The following is a 16642-nucleotide window of genomic DNA, read 5'->3' as shown; positions in this document are numbered from 1 at the left end:
AAGCAAAAAGTCACTTACATACATTTATGAATGTATGTATATTGCCTCATCTTTCGACTATTTACCAACAGGGCCCGTGTGGCCCTGATTGTTCATTGACTGGCAAAGGCTCAGGTGTTTCATGCATAAACATATTCTTGCTCGTTCAGTTGGTCTTGCCTTGCTGGCTACAGGCTTGCTGGCAGGTTGTGGTGACAAGGGGGGCGCACCCCAGGGACAGGGCGGCATGCCCCCTGCGGCGGTAAACGTGGTGACCCTGCAGAGCGGTCCGCTGATGTTGACCACCGAGTTGACCGGTCGCAGTGCCCCGTTGCGGGTGGCCGAAGTGCGTCCGCAGGTGAGCGGCATCATCCTCAAGCGCCTCTTTACCGAGGGGAGCGATGTGAAGGCGGGCGATCTGCTCTATCAGATCGATCCGGCTGTCTATCAGGCGGCGGTTACCAGCGCCAAAGCCAATCTGGCCAAGGCCGAGGCCAACGAGCAGAGTGCCCGCCTCAAGGCGCAGCGCTATCAGGAGCTGCTCAAGGTCAAATCCATCAGCCGTCAGGACTATGACGACGCCGACGCCAGCTGGAAGCAGGCCAAGGCGGAGATCATGGCGAGCGAGGCGGCTTTGCGCACTGCCGAGATCAATCTCGGTTACACCCGCATCACCGCCCCCATCAGTGGCCGCATCGGTAAATCCGCGGTGACCGAGGGGGCGCTGGTGACTGCCCAGCAGGCTGACAGCCTGACCGCCATTCAGCAGCTCGATCCCATGTATGTGGATGTGCGTCAGTCCACCGCCGATCTGCTGCGCCTCAAGCGGCTGGTCGCCGAGGGCAAGCTGACCCAGGACGAGCAGAAGGGGGCCAAGGTGACCTTCCAGCTGGAAGATGGCTCCACTTATGGCGAAGAGGGCTCGTTGCAGTTCTCCGATGTGACCGTAGACGAGACCTCCGGCATGGTGACCCTGCGGGTGATTGTGCCCAACCCTCACCAGCTGCTGCTGCCCGGCATGTTCATGCGCGCCACCCTGCAAGAGGGTGAGCGGGCGCAAGGGCTGCTGGTGCCGCAAACTGCCGTGACTCGCACCCCCAATGGCGGCGCCACCGTGATGGTGGTAACCGCTGATAACAAGGTGGAGCTGCGCAACGTGCAGCTGAGCCGTGTCGTTGGCAGCAACTGGGTGGTGGAGTCAGGGCTCACCTCCGGCGAGCGGGTGATCGTGGCTGGCTTGCAGAAAGTACGACCGGGCGCCGTGGTCAATCCCGCCGAGCAGGGTGCTGATGCAGCGTCTGCTCAAGCTGCGTCCAACACCCCGGCCAACAAGTAGGATGGAGTAGTCGCCTCATGGCTCGATTTTTTATAGACAGACCCATTTTTGCCTGGGTGATCGCGCTGGTGATCATGCTGGCGGGCAGCCTGGCCATCATCAAATTGCCGGTCGCCCAGTACCCGAGCATTGCGCCGCCCGCGGTCGGTATTTCCGCCAGCTATCCGGGCGCATCCGCCAAAACGGTGGAAGACTCGGTGACCCAGATCATCGAACAGAACATGACCGGGCTGGATCACCTGCTCTACATGTCCTCTCAGTCTGACTCGGCGGGGCGGGTGTCGGTGACCCTCACCTTCCAGCCGGGGACCGATCCCGATATTGCCCAGGTTCAGGTGCAGAACAAGCTGCAGCAAGCGATGTCGCTGCTGCCGCAAGAGGTGCAGCAGCAGGGGATCCGGGTACAGAAGACCTCCAGCAGCTTCCTGATGGTTGCGGCGTTCATTTCCAGCGATGGCAGCATGAACAACGACGACCTGGCGGACTATGTGGTCTCCAATATCAAGGAGCCCCTGAGCCGTCTGGACGGGGTAGGGGATATCACCTTGTTCGGTAGCCAGTATTCCATGCGGGTGTGGCTCGATCCCAACAAACTCAACCGGGTGCAGATGACCCCGGGGGATGTGCAGGCGGCCATCAAGGCGCAGAACGCCCAGGTGGCCTTCGGCAAGCTGGGCGGTACTCCGTCGCTGGAAGATCAGCAGTTCACCGCCACCATCATGGGGCAGACCCGTCTCTCTACCGTGGAGCAGTTCAACGACATCCTGCTGCGGGTGAATCAGGATGGCTCCAAGGTACGGCTGAAAGATGTGGCCCGGGTCGAGCTGGCGGGCGAAAGCTATGACGCCGATGCGCTCTACAACGGCCAGTCCACCGCCGCGGTCGCCATCAAGCTGGCGACCGGCGCCAACGCGCTGGATACCGCCGAGAAGGTGCGTGCCAAGCTCAATGAGCTGTCGGATTACTTCCCGGCCAACATGGAGATCGTCTACCCCTACGACACCACGCCGTTTGTGAAGATCTCCATCGAGGAGGTGGTGCAGACCCTGATCGAGGCGATCTTCCTGGTGTTCTGCGTCATGTATCTGTTCCTGCAGAACTTCCGCGCCACCCTGATCCCGACCATCGCGGTGCCTGTGGTGCTGCTCGGTACCTTCGGGGTGATGGCGGCGTTCGGCTTCTCCATCAACACCCTCACCATGTTCGGTATGGTGCTGGCCATCGGCCTGCTGGTGGATGACGCCATCGTGGTGGTGGAGAACGTGGAGCGTCTGATGAGCGAGGAGGATCTCTCCCCGCTGGAAGCGACCCGCAAGTCGATGACCCAGATCACCGGCGCGCTGGTGGGGATCGCGTTGGTGCTCTCCGCCGTGTTCGTGCCGATGGCTTTCTTCGGCGGCTCGACCGGTGCCATCTATCGCCAGTTCTCGCTGACCATCGTCTCGGCCATGGTGCTGTCGGTGTTGGTGGCGTTGATCCTGACCCCGGCGCTCTGTGCCACCCTGCTCAAGCCGATGAAACATGGCGAGTTTGGTGCCAAGCGCGGCTTCTTTGGCTGGTTCAACCGCGCCTTTGATGCGGGTACCAACCGCTATCAGAGCGGCGTGCGCAAGGTGATCAAACAGGGCGTGCGCTACAGCCTGATCTACGGTGCCATGCTGGCGGTACTGGCAGTGCTCTTTATGCGGATGCCCACCTCCTTCCTGCCGGAAGAGGATCAGGGGGTTATCATGTCCATGGTGCAACTGCCGGTGGGGGCGACCAAGCAGCGCACCGAGGTGGTGCTGGCGGATATGCGCGACTACTTCCTGAAAAACGAGAAGGATAATGTTGACTCCGTACTGACCGTATCCGGCTTCAGCTTCGCCGGTAGTGGCCAGAATGCGGGTATGGCCTTTATCAAGCTCAAGGACTGGAGCGAGCGCAAGAGCCCGGATCGTAGCGCCAATGCCATTATCGGTCGTGCCATGGGCTATCTGTTCAGCATCAAGGAGGCGCAAGTGTTCGCCTTCAACCTGCCTCCGATCCCGGAGCTGGGGACGGCGACCGGTTTTGACTTCTTCCTGCAGGATCGCGGCGGTATCGGTCACGACAAGCTGATGGCGGCGCGTAACCAGCTGCTCGGCATGGCGGCGCAGGATCCCACCCTGGTGCGGGTACGCCCGAACGGGATGGAAGATACGCCGCAACTCGACATCAAGATTGACTACGAGAAGGCGCTGGCGCAGGGGCTCTCCATCGCGGATATCAACAACACCTTGGCTACCGCTTGGGGCTCGTCCTACGTCAATGATTTCGTTGACCGTGGCCGGATCAAAAAGGTCTACATGCAGGCGGATGCCCCCTTCCGGATGAACCCGGAAGATCTGAAACTCTGGTATGTGCGCAACAGTGCCGGTCAGATGGTGCCCTTCTCCGCCTTTGCCAGCACCGAGTGGAGCTTCGGCTCGCCGCGTCTGGAGCGTTATAACGGCGTGCCAGCGATGGAGATCGTCGGTGAAGCGGCGCCTGGCAAGAGTACCGGTGATGCGATGGCCGCCATCGAGCAGATGGTGAAACAGCTACCGGAAGGGGTGGGTATCGAGTGGACCGGGCTCTCCTTCCAGGAGCGTCAGGCCGGTTCACAGGCACCTGCGCTCTACGCCATCTCCTTGTTGGTGGTGTTCCTCTGTCTGGCAGCCCTCTACGAGAGCTGGAGCATTCCGTTCTCGGTGATGCTGGTAGTACCGCTCGGGGTTCTGGGGGCCATTGTGGCTGCCACCCTTCGCGGATTGGAGAACGACGTCTACTTCCAGGTTGGTCTGCTCACCACCATCGGCTTGTCGGCGAAAAACGCGATTTTGATCGTGGAATTTGCCAAAGAGCTCTACGACAAAGGGATGGGCTTGGGTGAGGCGGTGGTGGAGGCGGCACGCCTGCGTCTGCGTCCGATCCTGATGACCTCGCTCGCCTTTATCCTCGGGGTGCTGCCGCTGGTGATCAGCTCCGGCGCAGGTGCCAGCAGCCGCAACGCCATCGGTACCGGCGTGATGGGGGGGATGATCAGTGCCACCGTGCTGGCCATCTTCTTCGTGCCGCTCTTCTTTGTGTTGGTGATGCGTTACTTCACTAGCCACAAGAGTAAAGAGGCGTGCATGGCTGCAGCAGTTGAGTCAAAAGGTGACTGATGGCATGCAGGTTTAGCTAATCTGAACAGAGTCCAATAAATCGCCAGCCAGCTTTGGTTTGGCTGACAATCAAACAGGGCAACCCCATGGGTTGCCCTGTTTTTTGTGAAAAATGTAAGCAAAAATTGCGTGGTTGTAATTGAAAAAGCGAGGTATGAGAAGGCGTTTCGCGCTCTTGATGTTGTGATGAGCCTCAAGTTGCCCCCATCACAAATTACTTTCAACTGTTCATCCTTGGGAAAAACGGGATAGAATTCCCTATAAAATCGGGCTGGTGCAGTGTGCCAACTCGCGGCGTGCCCGTGAGAGGGGGTTGCGATCAACGCTGCCAAGACATAACGATGCTGGAGGCATGATGACCAAAGGCGTGAGCAATATGATAAAAAGCAGCAAGCTGGGGGCTGTAACCCAGGGGCGGTAGCCATGATGTTTACCTGTTATCAATGTAACTTTTGCTTTGTTTAAAATGTCAGATCCCCGGATCTCGGATATTGAGTGAATTTTAGACATTGCCTCAACTCTTCAGCGTTTTACTCCATTTCAGTCCGCACCTATCACATATCAACTCTTTGCAAGAGATAACATATCTATGAAAATTCTCGTTACCGGTGGCGCAGGCTTTATCGGCTCTGCTGTAGTGCGCCATATCATCCGTGATACCCAAGATTCCGTTATCAATCTCGATAAACTCACCTATGCTGGCAATCTGGAATCCCTGGCCGATGTATCGACAAGCGAGCGTTATGCGTTTGAGCAAGTGGATATCTGCAACCGTGCCGAGCTGGATCGGGTGTTTGCCCTGCACCAGCCGGATGCGGTGATGCACTTGGCCGCCGAGAGCCATGTTGACCGCTCTATCACAGGTCCTGCTGACTTTATCGAGACCAATATCGTCGGCACCTATATGTTGCTGGAAGCGGCTCGCGCTTACTGGAACGGTCTGGATGAGGTACGCAAGGCGGCCTTCCGCTTCCACCATATCTCCACTGACGAGGTATATGGTGACCTGCCCCATCCGGATGAAGTGGCTGCCAATGAGCCATTGCCGCTCTTTACCGAAACTACTCCTTATGCCCCCAGCAGCCCCTATTCTGCCTCCAAGGCTTCCAGCGACCATCTGGTGCGCGCCTGGCGCCGTACTTACGGCCTGCCCACCATCGTCACCAACTGCTCCAACAACTACGGCCCTTACCATTTCCCCGAGAAGCTGATCCCGCTGGTCATTCTTAACGCGCTGGATGGCAAACCGCTGCCGGTCTATGGCAAGGGCGACCAGATCCGTGACTGGCTCTATGTGGAAGACCACGCGCGCGCGCTCTACAAGGTCTTGACCACGGGCTTGGTGGGGGAGACCTACAACATCGGCGGTCATAACGAGAAGCAGAATCTGGATGTGGTCCACACCATCTGCGATCTGCTGGACGAGATGGTGCCGAAGGCGGGCTCTTATCGTGAGCAAATCACCTATGTGGCGGATCGCCCCGGTCACGATCGCCGCTATGCCATCGACGCCAGCAAGATGAGCAGTGAGCTTGCTTGGCAACCGCAAGAAACGTTCGAGTCGGGCATTCGCAAAACCGTGCAGTGGTATCTGGATAACCAGCAGTGGGTGAGTAACGTCAAGAGCGGTGCCTACCAATCCTGGATTGAGCAGAATTACGGGGAGCGTGCCTGATGCATATCCTGCTGTTTGGCAAAAACGGCCAGGTAGGCTGGGAGCTGCAGCGTGCACTGGCCCCGCTCGGGCGCATCACTGCCGTTGATTTTGACTCCACCGATTATTGTGGCGATTTCAGCAACCCGGCAGGGGTGGCCGATACGGTACGTCTGGTCAAGCCGGACGTGATTGTCAACGCCGCGGCCCATACCGCAGTCGACAAGGCGGAGAGCGAGCGGGAGTTTGCCGAGCTGCTCAACGCGACCAGTGTAGCGGCGATCGCCAAAGAAGCGGAAGCATTGGGTGCCTGGTTGGTGCATTACTCCACCGACTATGTGTTCGATGGCAGCGGTGAGCGCCCCTGGGTTGAAACCGATGCAACTGCACCGCTTAACGTCTACGGCGAAACCAAGCTGGCGGGTGAACAAGGTGCGTCCCTCTGCTCCCGTCATCTGATCTTCCGTACCAGCTGGGTCTATGCCGCCCGCGGCGCCAACTTTGCCAAGACCATGCTGCGCTTTGGCAAAGAGCGTAGCGAGATGTCAGTGATCAATGACCAGTTCGGCGCACCGACCGGCGCCGAGTTGCTGGCTGATTGCACCGCCCATGCGATCCGTATTGCGCAGAGTAAACCCGAGGTCGCCGGGTTGTACCATCTGATTGCCTCTGGTACAACAACCTGGTTTGACTACGCCCAGCTGGTGTTTGCCAAAGCCAGAGAGGCCGGCATTGAACTGGCAGTGACGCAACTCAACGCTGTGCCGACCAGCGCCTTCCCGACTCCGGCCAAACGCCCTCATAACTCCCGCCTTGATACCGGTAAATTCCAGCGCACCTTCGATCTGGTGCTGCCTGACTGGATGGTCGGGGTAGAGCGTATGTTGACCGAGATCCTCGGCAAATAAATCACTGGTCAGGGGGGAGTGACTGCCTCCCTGGCTGGCAGGGATAAAACATAAAAGGCATGGCCACAAGCCACCCTTTTCTTTTGCAATTTAAAAATAAGAAACAAGCATCATGACCAAACGTAAAGGCATTATTCTGGCCGGTGGCTCGGGCACCCGTCTCTATCCGGTCACCATGGCGGTGAGCAAGCAGCTGCTGCCCATCTATGACAAGCCGATGATCTACTATCCGCTTAGCACCCTGATGCTGGCGGGCATTCGTGATATTTTGATCATCAGCACGCCGCAAGATACTCCCCGCTTTGAGCAATTGCTGGGTGATGGCAGCCAGTGGGGTCTGAATTTGCAGTACAAGGTGCAGCCAAGTCCGGACGGGTTGGCACAAGCCTTTATTCTGGGTGAAGAGTTTATCGGGTCAGACCCCTGTGCGCTGGTGCTGGGGGACAACATCTTCTACGGCCACGACCTGCAGAAACAGTTGGAAGCCGCAGCGGCCAAAGAGAGTGGCGCTACCGTCTTTGCCTACCATGTGCATGACCCCGAGCGTTATGGGGTGGTGGAATTTGATAAAGAGGGTACCGCTATCTCTCTGGAGGAGAAGCCACTGGAGCCCAAGAGCAACTATGCGGTGACCGGCCTCTATTTCTACGACAGCAGCGTGGTGGAGATTGCTAAGAGCCTGAAGCCATCGCCCCGTGGTGAGCTGGAGATAACCGATGTAAACCGTATCTACCTGGAACAAGGCAATCTGTCGGTGGCCATGATGGGCCGTGGTTATGCCTGGCTTGATACCGGTACCCATGAAAGCCTGATTGAGGCGAGTAATTTCATTCAGACCATCGAGACCCGTCAAGGGTTGAAAGTGGCCTGCCCGGAAGAGATTGCCTATCGGAAGAAATTCATTGACGCAGAACAAGTGAAACGTCTGGCGACGCCACTTGCGAAGAATGCCTATGGGCAGTACCTGATGAAGCTCATTGCCAGAGCCTGATGTATTCAATAGATAATGGCTCGGTTCATTTCTCTCTAGCATCATAACTTGTGGGTAATCAAATGAATGTAGTTAAGACATCTATTCCTGACGTGCTCATCTTTGAACCACGTATATTTGGTGATGACAGAGGTTTCTTCTTCGAGAGTTTTAATCAAAGAGTCTTTGAAGAGGCGGTAGGGCGAGTGGTGGAGTTTGTCCAGGATAACCACTCACGCTCGAGCCGGGGCGTATTGCGTGGGCTCCATTATCAGCTGGCCCCCCATGCACAAGGGAAATTGGTGCGCTGTGTCGCCGGTGAAGTGTTTGATGTCGCGGTGGATATCCGAAAAGACTCGTCAACTTTTGGGCAATGGGTTGGTGTCAACCTCAGTGCTCAAAACAAACGACAGTTATGGATCCCCGAAGGGTTTGCACATGGTTTTCTCACCCTTAGTGAACACGCCGAGTTTCTCTACAAGACTACAGATTACTATCAGCCCACTGCTGAGCGCAGCATCTTGTGGAATGATATCACCTTGGCCATTGCTTGGCCTGAGATCGGAACGTTTCCAACCCTGTCGTCTAAAGATGCGTTTGCTGCTGCGTTCACTGAGGCGGAGCTTTGTTAGTTATTGCGCCCTGCGGGGCCGCTTTCGAACGCTGGTTGCTTATCTATTATTTGGTGAGCAAATAAAATAATCTCTTGTTATCAGGAAACTAGTTTAGAAATAATCTATTAAATGCTTTTTGGGGTTAGTTGAAATTAAACGCTCTATTTATTCAATGGGTTAAGTTAATGGATCTATGAGTTATGACTTGCTTGGAACTCTTTAGGTACAACCGCGTCCTTTTTGAATGATGAGTACTGTAATAAATCCAATGCCGGATTTGCCGATGTTTTATAGGACGTGTCATGAAGATTGGTGAGAGACTGATCGCCAATAGAGCGATCGGGCGCGAAGACTTAGAGCGAGCCTTGGAAGTACAGCGTCAGGCCGGCGGACGTCTAGGTTCCATCCTAGTCAGGATGGGGGCTGTCTCTGAAGATGCGGTATTGCGATCGCTGTCAGAGCAGTTGGGTTATCCCTGTGTCGAGCCTTCTCACATGCCTGCTCCCTTGGATATCTATCAGTGCCTGCTGCCTTTGCCGGTCAGGTTGGAGTGGTGGCTCGATAACGATGCTCTGTTGTGGGAGGTGGACGGTCAGCTGCAGCTCGTTGCAAAAGATCCGTTAGAGACGCAGCTGCAGGATCTCATCGCCTACCTGTTTGCGGGGCGCCCGGTGCAGTACTGGCTGGCTCGAACCCAGGACATCGACACATTGGTGGACCAAGTCAGACGTGAGAGTGCCGTCACCGACCTGTTCAGTAACAGCGAGCATTCGCTACAGGCTTTGATCGAAGAGGCGCCGGTCGTGGAGCTGGTCAATAACCTGCTGGCACAGGCTGTCGACAGCGGTGCATCCGATATTCACGTTGAGCCCGAAGAGCTGCGCTTCACGGTACGCATGCGAGTCGACGGCGTGCTTCATACTCATATGGTGCAACCGGCCGAGCGTTACCCGGCGATAGGGTCACGGATCAAGCTGATTGCCGGATTGGATATTGCCGAGAAGCGCTTGCCACAGGATGGCCGTATCACCTTGCGCCTGAGTGGTCAGGATATGGATATCCGTGTCTCGACGGCACCGGGTGTTCATGGTGAGTCGATCGTGATGCGTCTGCTGCCCAAGAACAGGGGAACGCTGTCGCTGGAAAAACTCGGGTTTGAGCCTGACCATCTCAGTTTGCTGCACAGCTGGTTGGCCTGTCCCAACGGGATCGTGTTGGTCACAGGCCCGACGGGCTCCGGTAAATCCACCACGCTGTATGCCGCGCTCGAAGCCATGCGCGATGGCAGCAACAAGATCATCACGGTAGAAGACCCTGTTGAGTATCAAGTCTCGGGTGTGACCCAGATCCAGGCGCACAACGAGATTGGTTACACCTTTTCCCGTGCACTGCGTGCCATCTTACGTCAAGACCCCGACACCATCATGATCGGTGAGATCCGGGACTTAGATACGGCTCAGATAGCCATTCAGTCAGCCCTTACCGGTCACTTGGTGCTCTCAACGTTGCACACCAACGATGCCGCCTCAGCTTTTACCCGCCTAGTTGACATGGGGCTTGAGCCCTTCCTGGTGGCGGCGTCGGTCCGCGGTGTTCAGGCACAGAGGTTGGTTCGTCGCCTCTGTGAGCAGTGTGCCGTTGATGATGACCATCCGCTCTTGCCACAAGGGTGGTCAATCAGCCAACCAGCGTTTGCTGCCGCTAATTGGAAGAAAGCGATGGGATGCTCGCACTGTCATCATACTGGTTATCGTGGGCGATTGGGGATTTATGAGCTTGTTGCCCTAGATGGTGAATTGCAACAGCTGGTCAATCGACAAGCTCCCCTTCAGGAGATCAAGTCGCTGATCCGGCAACAAGGCCAGCGGACACTGTTTGAAGATGGCCTGATCAAGGCCAGCAGGGGATTAACCAGTATTGAAGAGGTGATGCGGGTCGCCTATGTGGAACATGACTGATGATTTTTCAATATGAAGGCGTAGACGCGCAGGGCAACAGTCTGAAGGGAGAGCTGGAGGCAGTCCATCATCATGCTGCATTACGCCAGCTCAGGGACAAGGGGATCATCGTCATTGAGCTAACTGAACAGGCGGTAGTGGCTCGTGCTCCCTGGTTTACTCCGCGCTTGACCCGTGCCCAGTTGCTGCAGGCACTCCATGAGTTGACCACCCTGATCACTTCTGGGGTGACGCTCTCAGAGGGGATCGATGCCCTGATTGAGGGGGGACACCATCCTCAAATTGAGCAGGCATTTCGCATCATGGGCAGGGCTTTACAGCAGGGGGAGAGTTTTTCCGCAGCTCTTGCCCAAAGCAAGTTACCGCTTCCCGACTACCTGTTTCATCTGGTGAGAGCGGGTGAGGCCACTGGCGAGTTGGGTGAGGCGCTCAGTCGCGCTTTGGAGAAAATGCAGTTTGATCAACGAACCGGCAATGAACTGCGTAATGCCTTGACCTATCCCATCGTATTGGTACTCGCAGGCTTGTCTGCGGTCGTGCTGATGTTTGCCGTGGTGGTGCCTAAATTCACTGGCATGTTGGGTCACGGTAAGGTGACGTTGCCCTGGTTGGCCGAAATGGTGCTCTCGACAGGGGAGTGGTTTAACGCCAACTGGGATCTGCTGCTTATTGCACTCATCCTCTGTATAGCTGGCTTGGCCCTGGCGTTACGCTCGCGCGATGTGCGGCAACGTCTGCTCAACGGTGTGTCACGCCTGCCAGTAGTGGGGGAATGGCTCTACCAGAGCGATGTTGCCAGCTGGTCTTATACCCTGGCGGCGATGCTGGGATCCCGGGTCGAGTTACTGCAGGCGCTAGAACTATCGCGCGGCTCTTTTCGCATTCCGTTTCGTCAGCGTGGGATGGGAGAGGTGATCCGTCTGGTGCGCTCGGGCAAGAGCCTGTCGGAGTCTCTCGCCGAGACGCGATTGATCGCTCGCTCCGGGGTCAATCTGGTGCGGGTCGGAGAGAAAAGTGGCCGTCTTGCCGAGATGTTCTCCTCGCTGGCCGCCATGTATGAGGAGAACAGCAAGAACCGCATCAAGAAGGTGCTTGCGTTGATCGAACCCCTTGCCATTCTGCTAATTGGCTCTATCATCGGCGTCATTATTCTTGGCATCATCCTGGCCATTACCAGTGTGAACGAAATGGCCGTATAGTAACTCTGAGGACTCTTCATGCAATCCCAACGTTTCTCCCGCCACCAAGGCGGTTTTACCCTGATCGAGCTCTTGGTCGTGCTGGTCATTCTGGGCATGCTGGCCGGTTTGGTGGGGCCGCGCCTCTTCTCTAACGTGGATAAATCAAAAGTCAAAACGGCAGAGACTCAGGTCAAGATGCTGCGCGGGGCCTTGCAAACTTATCGCCTCGATGTGGGGAGCTATCCCACAACAGAACAGGGGCTTGTCTCTCTGATGAAGGCCCCAGCCGATGTGCCAAGCTGGCAGGGACCCTATCTGGAAGATCAACTCCCTAAAGATCCCTGGGGCCGTGACTACGTCTACAAGAGCCCTGTCAGCAACCTGCAAGGTTTTGCCCTTTATTCCCTCGGTGCCGATGGCAAAGAGGGGGGGGACGGTATGGATGCAGAAGTCGGCATATTGGAGAAGTAAGAATGCCGCAACGGGGTTTTACCCTGCTTGAGCTGCTTGTGGTGTTGGTGTTGGTTGGCATGATAGCGGGGATGGTAGGTCCCCGTTTTATCGATCTTGCTGAACGTCTGCGTCATCGCAATGAGTGGCAGACACTGCAGCAACGCATCAATGGTTTGCCAATGGAAGTACAGCTGAGCGGACGTGGCATGGCGTTGCAGGAGTTGCCATTGGTGCTACCGTCTGGCTGGCAGTTCAAAACGGAGTGGCCGGTACGTTATTTGTCCAATGGCGTTTGCCTAGGTGGGCAATTGGAGTTGTTACAAGATGAAGAGGTTAAGCGCCGGATCGTGCTTACGCCTCCCTATTGCCAATGGGAGGGGCAGGCATGGTAAGGCAGCATGGATTTTCGTTACTTGAGGCAATCGTTGCCTTGACTATACTGGCCGGCGCATCAATGGCGCTGTTTGGGTGGATTGGTGGAAGCCTCAGACAACTAAGTCGCTCGGAGTTCTATATCGAGTCAACGCCAGCTCTGACCAGCGCACTTGAATACTTGAAGTTTCAAGACTTGGCCTCAAAACCTTCAGGTGATTTTGTCAGTGGCGATCTATTGGTGCATTGGCAGGCGGTTGCGATTGAAAAGGATATTGCCGGCGTCCAGGGCAGTAACTTCTTACTCTCGCTCTATGATGTCGAGTTGCAGGTCCGAAAAGGACCGCAGAGCCTGCCGCCTCTGAAGACCCGTGTTGTCAATTATCATCGCTTGCCCGGTATTGCTGAGCGCCAAGATGTCAATTAGCCACCAACGGGGGATGACCCTGCTCGAGTTGCTCGTGGTGATGGTTTTGCTGGCTGTCATCTCGACCCTGCTAATGCAAGGCCTGTCCGTCACACTGTCGACCTATGAGAAAATCCAGCGACGGCAATATGAAGGTGTGCCACGCATGTTGGCGTCTTCCTGGTTTGTTCAGTCGGTCGCGGCGATGGAGGCCAGGTTGGATGTAGACTCTCAGTTTAAGGGCAATGCGTCGAGCATGAGTGGCATGTCACACTCCGCTCTGGTGAGCCGTAATGGCCAAATACAGCCTGTGACTTGGCGCATCAATCAGATGCCCGATGGCCGGGTTTCGCTTCAATATGAGCAGCCTGGGATTGCTTGGACGTTGGCGAAGTGGCCAGCGGGTACCAAGGCGCAGTTTCTATATCGCGATCACGATGGTACACCGCAGAGACTTTGGCCACCCTCCGAAAAGCTGGCATCTCTGGTGCCCGATGGCCGAGTGCCCTCTGCCGTGCTACTGGAAGTAACGGCTCCTTCTCACCCCCCTTTACGTTGGTATGTCTCTCTTACTGGGAGACGGCTTCCCAGAATGGACTATCGAGACTTGTGATATCGCATCGGCTTACCCATAAAAAAGAGCAGGGCTTTGTTCTGATTGCAGTGTTAGGCCTGCTCATGGTCATGAGTCTTGTTGCTGCCTTTGTCGCGGCATACGCCGAGCAGCGCACGCAGCAAGCTATTTATCTTCGTCAAAGCTGGCAGACTAAGCTGGACCAGCAGTCAACCATAGCGACGCTGCTGCATCTGGTGGCGACCCGTCCCAGAGTAGCCCAGGGATATGCGCTTGCTTTACCCGTAGATTTGAATCTGACCGAGCAAAATGAGCTGGCTATCGCTGCCGATAGTCGTGTCTATCAGGGAATAGGCAAGAGCCAGTTTGCGATTCAGGATGAAGGGGCGTTGGTCAGCCTGCTCGACCCGGATCGCGATCGCTGGCATGCACTGCTCAAAGAGAGAGGGCTTGCCCCCATCGAAGCCGATCGAGTGCTCGACCAGCTCCAGGATTACACCGATCAGGATGATCTGCGGCGACTAAATGGTGCAAACGATGCGGACTATCTGGCGAAAGGTTTACTTAAGCCTACTCATCGACTGATGATTGGGCCTGGGGAGTTTTTCAATTTGCTGGAAGCAAACCAGTGGTCTTGGGCGCCGTCGTTGTTACCTATGTTGACGACTCGAAGCGGACAATTGCTCAACCTTAACACTATGCCTCTTGAGGTACTTGGGTCATTGAATGGGATTGATAGAGAGACGGCTGCAATGTTGGTGTCACTGCGCCAACAGCGGCCTTTTTCATCTCTGGCCGATGCCAATACCAGAGTTGGTAAACTTCTCCCTCTCACTGATGAACAGGTCCCTGGTATTGTATCTATTTATACCCGATTGATGGTGTGGAGTGGTGATAACGAGTGCAGACAGCAAAAATGGATTGGGATATCATTGTCGCCCTCTTCAACACAGGCGCCTTGGGAAATAGATTATGCCTTTACCTTTGACCATGAGCAGAGTTGTGGAGCGCCTCAGTCGTTGGTGGTGGCACCGCTATTCCCAACCCCAGTGGCGGGTTGATCGCCTCACTGTCACTACTGAACGATATCCTGGCTGGCGACCACGCGTTATCGTCGCTCGCTCTCTGTGTCTCTATTATTGCTGGGATTTAAATTCTGTCCCTCACAGCCGCCGTTCTAAAGCTTTGTATCAACAGGTGTCGCTACACTCGCCTTTTTTGTCGCCCGGCTATCATGTGCATTGGAAAGGCGGGGTTGCCCAGACTTGGATATGGGATAAAGAACGCCTGCAACCTCGCCTGCCGACTAATTTTCAGGGCAACATTATTCCGGAAAGCATGCTCTCCCCGGAGATCGAGAATGGTGAACGTTGGCTGCAGGGCATCGATGGATGTGAATGGCAACTATGGCGTGATGGTGTTTTAGCCGAGAGTCGCCTAAGTGAATGTCGCGATAAGGCGGTCACTGACTGTGATTACAATCTGCGTCTCCCATTACAAGGGGCCGAACGTACATGGCTGATGATGTGTTTGACGGCGGCAGTGGCTATGTTGTTGCTAGCGAGCCTAATGTTGCAAGGCGGGATGGCGCTGCGCCATTGGCAGACATTGACACAGCTGGAAGAAAAGCTATCTGCCCAGGATGAGTCTGCCGTTATGGAGAAACAGGCTCGCCTGAGAGCAGAGCGGCTACGTCAGCGGCTGCTGGCGCAAAGATCGTTGCTGCAGCAAGAGAATAGTACACTACTCAATCGCCTACTTGAGCTGATGCCTACAACGGTGAGCAATCTCCAGCAACTGGTAATCCAGCCTGGTCGTATCGAGATGTCATTAAATGACAGTCATCCAGATCCAAGAGACTACGTGACACGATTTGATGGCATGCAAGTGGGAGCAATAATGCTGCGTAATGTGCAGATCCAACTCAATAGCAATGGGCAAGGTGTTCGCTTTACTGCAGAGATAGATAGAGTCACCCCTGCGGGGAGAGCTCGCTCATGAGTCTGCAGCTACAATGGCGCCAGCTTGTGGCAGAAAGTAAAGAGCAGTGGGACACTAACTCAAGGGTTCGTTATGGAACCATGGTGATCGGTTTGATCTCTTTGCTCTGGCTTAATCTGGTGATGAGCGATCTGCGTACGGATCTGCAGAGCCATGAAGCCTCGGCCCTCAACCAGCTGGCTGAATATCAACAAAGCTCCGGTAATGAAAGTTGGCCCGAACGGCTCGAGCAAGTACGTAAGGAGCTTGATGCTACATCCCGTCACTTTGGTCGAGCTCAGAGTGAGGCATTGGCCCGCGCCGACTTGCAGAGTCGTATTGCTGCACTGCTCAAGGAAAATGGTTTGGCCCAGGGCCAAATTGAAGTCTCGAGCGCACCGTCTGCCGATGCTGTAATGGCGTTGACGCCGCTACAGCTGAGGATCAATGGCAGGGCCAAGGCTTTGGGGCTGCTCAAGGTGATCAACCAACTCGAACGCACTGATCCTGTACTGCGTGTTGAAAATTTAACCATTAGTAATCAGGTAGGAGATGAACTGATTTATAACCTTATCGCTACCGTTTGGTTCCATCCCTTCGGAGCAACACCATGATAGTCAGGCAGAAGCATCTCATGGTAATGAGCCTGAGCTTTCTGTTTTCCGCCTTGCCACTAGGTTATTTCACTGCACCTGAAGCGGAAATTGAGAATAACCTGGCAGCCATTCGCTGGCAGTTACCTACGGCGTTACCCGCTCTAGCCGTAACGACACCTGACCCATTGAGTTTATCGAGATTCTGGCCTGTCGAACCTTTGCCAGATGTAGCCAATAGTGCTCAAAAAGAGCGCCGACAAGGTCTGGCTGCAGAAGCAACTGAATGGCGTCTGGTCGCCGTGATCCGTCAGGGAAGTCACCCCCAGGCTCTGGTGCTCAGTCCAAAAAACAAGCTGTTGACGGTGTCGGTGGGTGCCGAGCTTGACCCACAGCAACAAGTGACTGGCATTGAGCCGGATCGAGTGAGATGGACAACCAACACGGGCAAGCAGGGGTCCTTGGTTCTCTACCCTAAACCATAGGCAGCTCAGGCT

16 protein-coding genes are annotated in these 16642 nt (G+C 55.6%); all 16 read left to right on the top strand.

Annotated elements, in window-relative coordinates; all coding sequences use genetic code 11:
- Window positions 1-121: 121 nt before the first annotated feature.
- Entirely contained in the window at window positions 122-1315 is a 1194-nt protein-coding gene (locus AB5Y83_RS00730) for an efflux RND transporter periplasmic adaptor subunit (protein ID WP_368174510.1), read from the top strand.
- 17 nt (window positions 1316-1332) lie between these two features.
- On the top strand, window positions 1333-4482 hold the full coding sequence (locus tag AB5Y83_RS00725; RefSeq protein ID WP_368174509.1) for an efflux RND transporter permease subunit: 3150 nt from the start codon (window positions 1333-1335) through the stop codon (window positions 4480-4482).
- Window positions 4483-5071: 589 nt separating this feature from the next.
- A complete protein-coding gene (gene rfbB / locus AB5Y83_RS00720) occupies window positions 5072-6157 on the top strand; it encodes a dTDP-glucose 4,6-dehydratase (RefSeq protein ID WP_021231191.1) in 1086 nt (361 codons plus the stop codon).
- A complete protein-coding gene (rfbD, locus tag AB5Y83_RS00715) occupies window positions 6157-7044 on the top strand; it encodes a dTDP-4-dehydrorhamnose reductase (RefSeq protein WP_139400862.1) in 888 nt (295 codons plus the stop codon). The genes rfbB and rfbD overlap by 1 nt, the downstream gene beginning before the upstream one ends.
- 112 nt (window positions 7045-7156) lie before the next feature.
- Window positions 7157-8035, top strand: a complete 879-nt coding sequence (gene rfbA / locus AB5Y83_RS00710; protein WP_139400860.1) for a glucose-1-phosphate thymidylyltransferase RfbA — start codon at window positions 7157-7159, stop codon at window positions 8033-8035.
- A 62-nt stretch (window positions 8036-8097) separates the two neighbouring features.
- Entirely contained in the window at window positions 8098-8646 is a 549-nt protein-coding gene (gene rfbC, locus AB5Y83_RS00705) for a dTDP-4-dehydrorhamnose 3,5-epimerase (RefSeq protein ID WP_021231188.1), read from the top strand.
- 284 nt (window positions 8647-8930) lie between these two features.
- A complete protein-coding gene (locus AB5Y83_RS00700; protein ID WP_139400858.1) occupies window positions 8931-10586 on the top strand; it encodes a GspE/PulE family protein in 1656 nt (551 codons plus the stop codon).
- Window positions 10586-11785: a type II secretion system F family protein gene (locus tag AB5Y83_RS00695; RefSeq protein ID WP_236395526.1), complete on the top strand. Its 1200-nt coding sequence runs from the start codon at window positions 10586-10588 to the stop codon at window positions 11783-11785. Before AB5Y83_RS00700 ends, AB5Y83_RS00695 begins: the two co-directional genes overlap by 1 nt.
- 18 nt (window positions 11786-11803) lie before the next feature.
- Complete coding sequence (gene gspG / locus AB5Y83_RS00690; protein ID WP_005302859.1) at window positions 11804-12238, top strand: type II secretion system major pseudopilin GspG; 435 nt, start codon at window positions 11804-11806, stop codon at window positions 12236-12238.
- A gap of 2 nt (window positions 12239-12240) precedes the next feature.
- Window positions 12241-12612, top strand: a complete 372-nt coding sequence (locus tag AB5Y83_RS00685) for a prepilin-type N-terminal cleavage/methylation domain-containing protein (RefSeq protein WP_139400853.1) — start codon at window positions 12241-12243, stop codon at window positions 12610-12612.
- Entirely contained in the window at window positions 12606-13019 is a 414-nt protein-coding gene (locus tag AB5Y83_RS00680) for a type II secretion system protein J (protein WP_139400851.1), read from the top strand. The genes AB5Y83_RS00685 and AB5Y83_RS00680 overlap by 7 nt, the downstream gene beginning before the upstream one ends.
- The gene (locus tag AB5Y83_RS00675) at window positions 13009-13611 is read left to right on the top strand and encodes a prepilin-type N-terminal cleavage/methylation domain-containing protein (protein WP_139400849.1); all 603 of its coding nucleotides are present in this window, start codon (window positions 13009-13011) and stop codon (window positions 13609-13611) included. Before AB5Y83_RS00680 ends, AB5Y83_RS00675 begins: the two co-directional genes overlap by 11 nt.
- On the top strand, window positions 13608-14633 hold the full coding sequence (locus AB5Y83_RS00670; protein ID WP_368174508.1) for a general secretion pathway protein GspK: 1026 nt from the start codon (window positions 13608-13610) through the stop codon (window positions 14631-14633). Before AB5Y83_RS00675 ends, AB5Y83_RS00670 begins: the two co-directional genes overlap by 4 nt.
- Window positions 14575-15573: a hypothetical protein gene (locus tag AB5Y83_RS00665; RefSeq protein WP_368174507.1), complete on the top strand. Its 999-nt coding sequence runs from the start codon at window positions 14575-14577 to the stop codon at window positions 15571-15573. The genes AB5Y83_RS00670 and AB5Y83_RS00665 overlap by 59 nt, the downstream gene beginning before the upstream one ends.
- On the top strand, window positions 15570-16166 hold the full coding sequence (locus AB5Y83_RS00660; RefSeq protein ID WP_279489107.1) for a GspMb/PilO family protein: 597 nt from the start codon (window positions 15570-15572) through the stop codon (window positions 16164-16166). The genes AB5Y83_RS00665 and AB5Y83_RS00660 overlap by 4 nt, the downstream gene beginning before the upstream one ends.
- Window positions 16163-16630, top strand: a complete 468-nt coding sequence (locus AB5Y83_RS00655) for a hypothetical protein (RefSeq protein ID WP_368174506.1) — start codon at window positions 16163-16165, stop codon at window positions 16628-16630. Before AB5Y83_RS00660 ends, AB5Y83_RS00655 begins: the two co-directional genes overlap by 4 nt.
- Window positions 16631-16642: the final 12 nt, after the last annotated feature.

Origin of the sequence: Aeromonas sp. R5-4 (genome assembly GCF_040908215.1) — a bacterium.
GTDB classification, from domain to species: Bacteria; Pseudomonadota; Gammaproteobacteria; order Enterobacterales; family Aeromonadaceae; genus Aeromonas; species Aeromonas veronii.
This window is presented reverse-complemented; position numbering and strand designations above follow the sequence as displayed.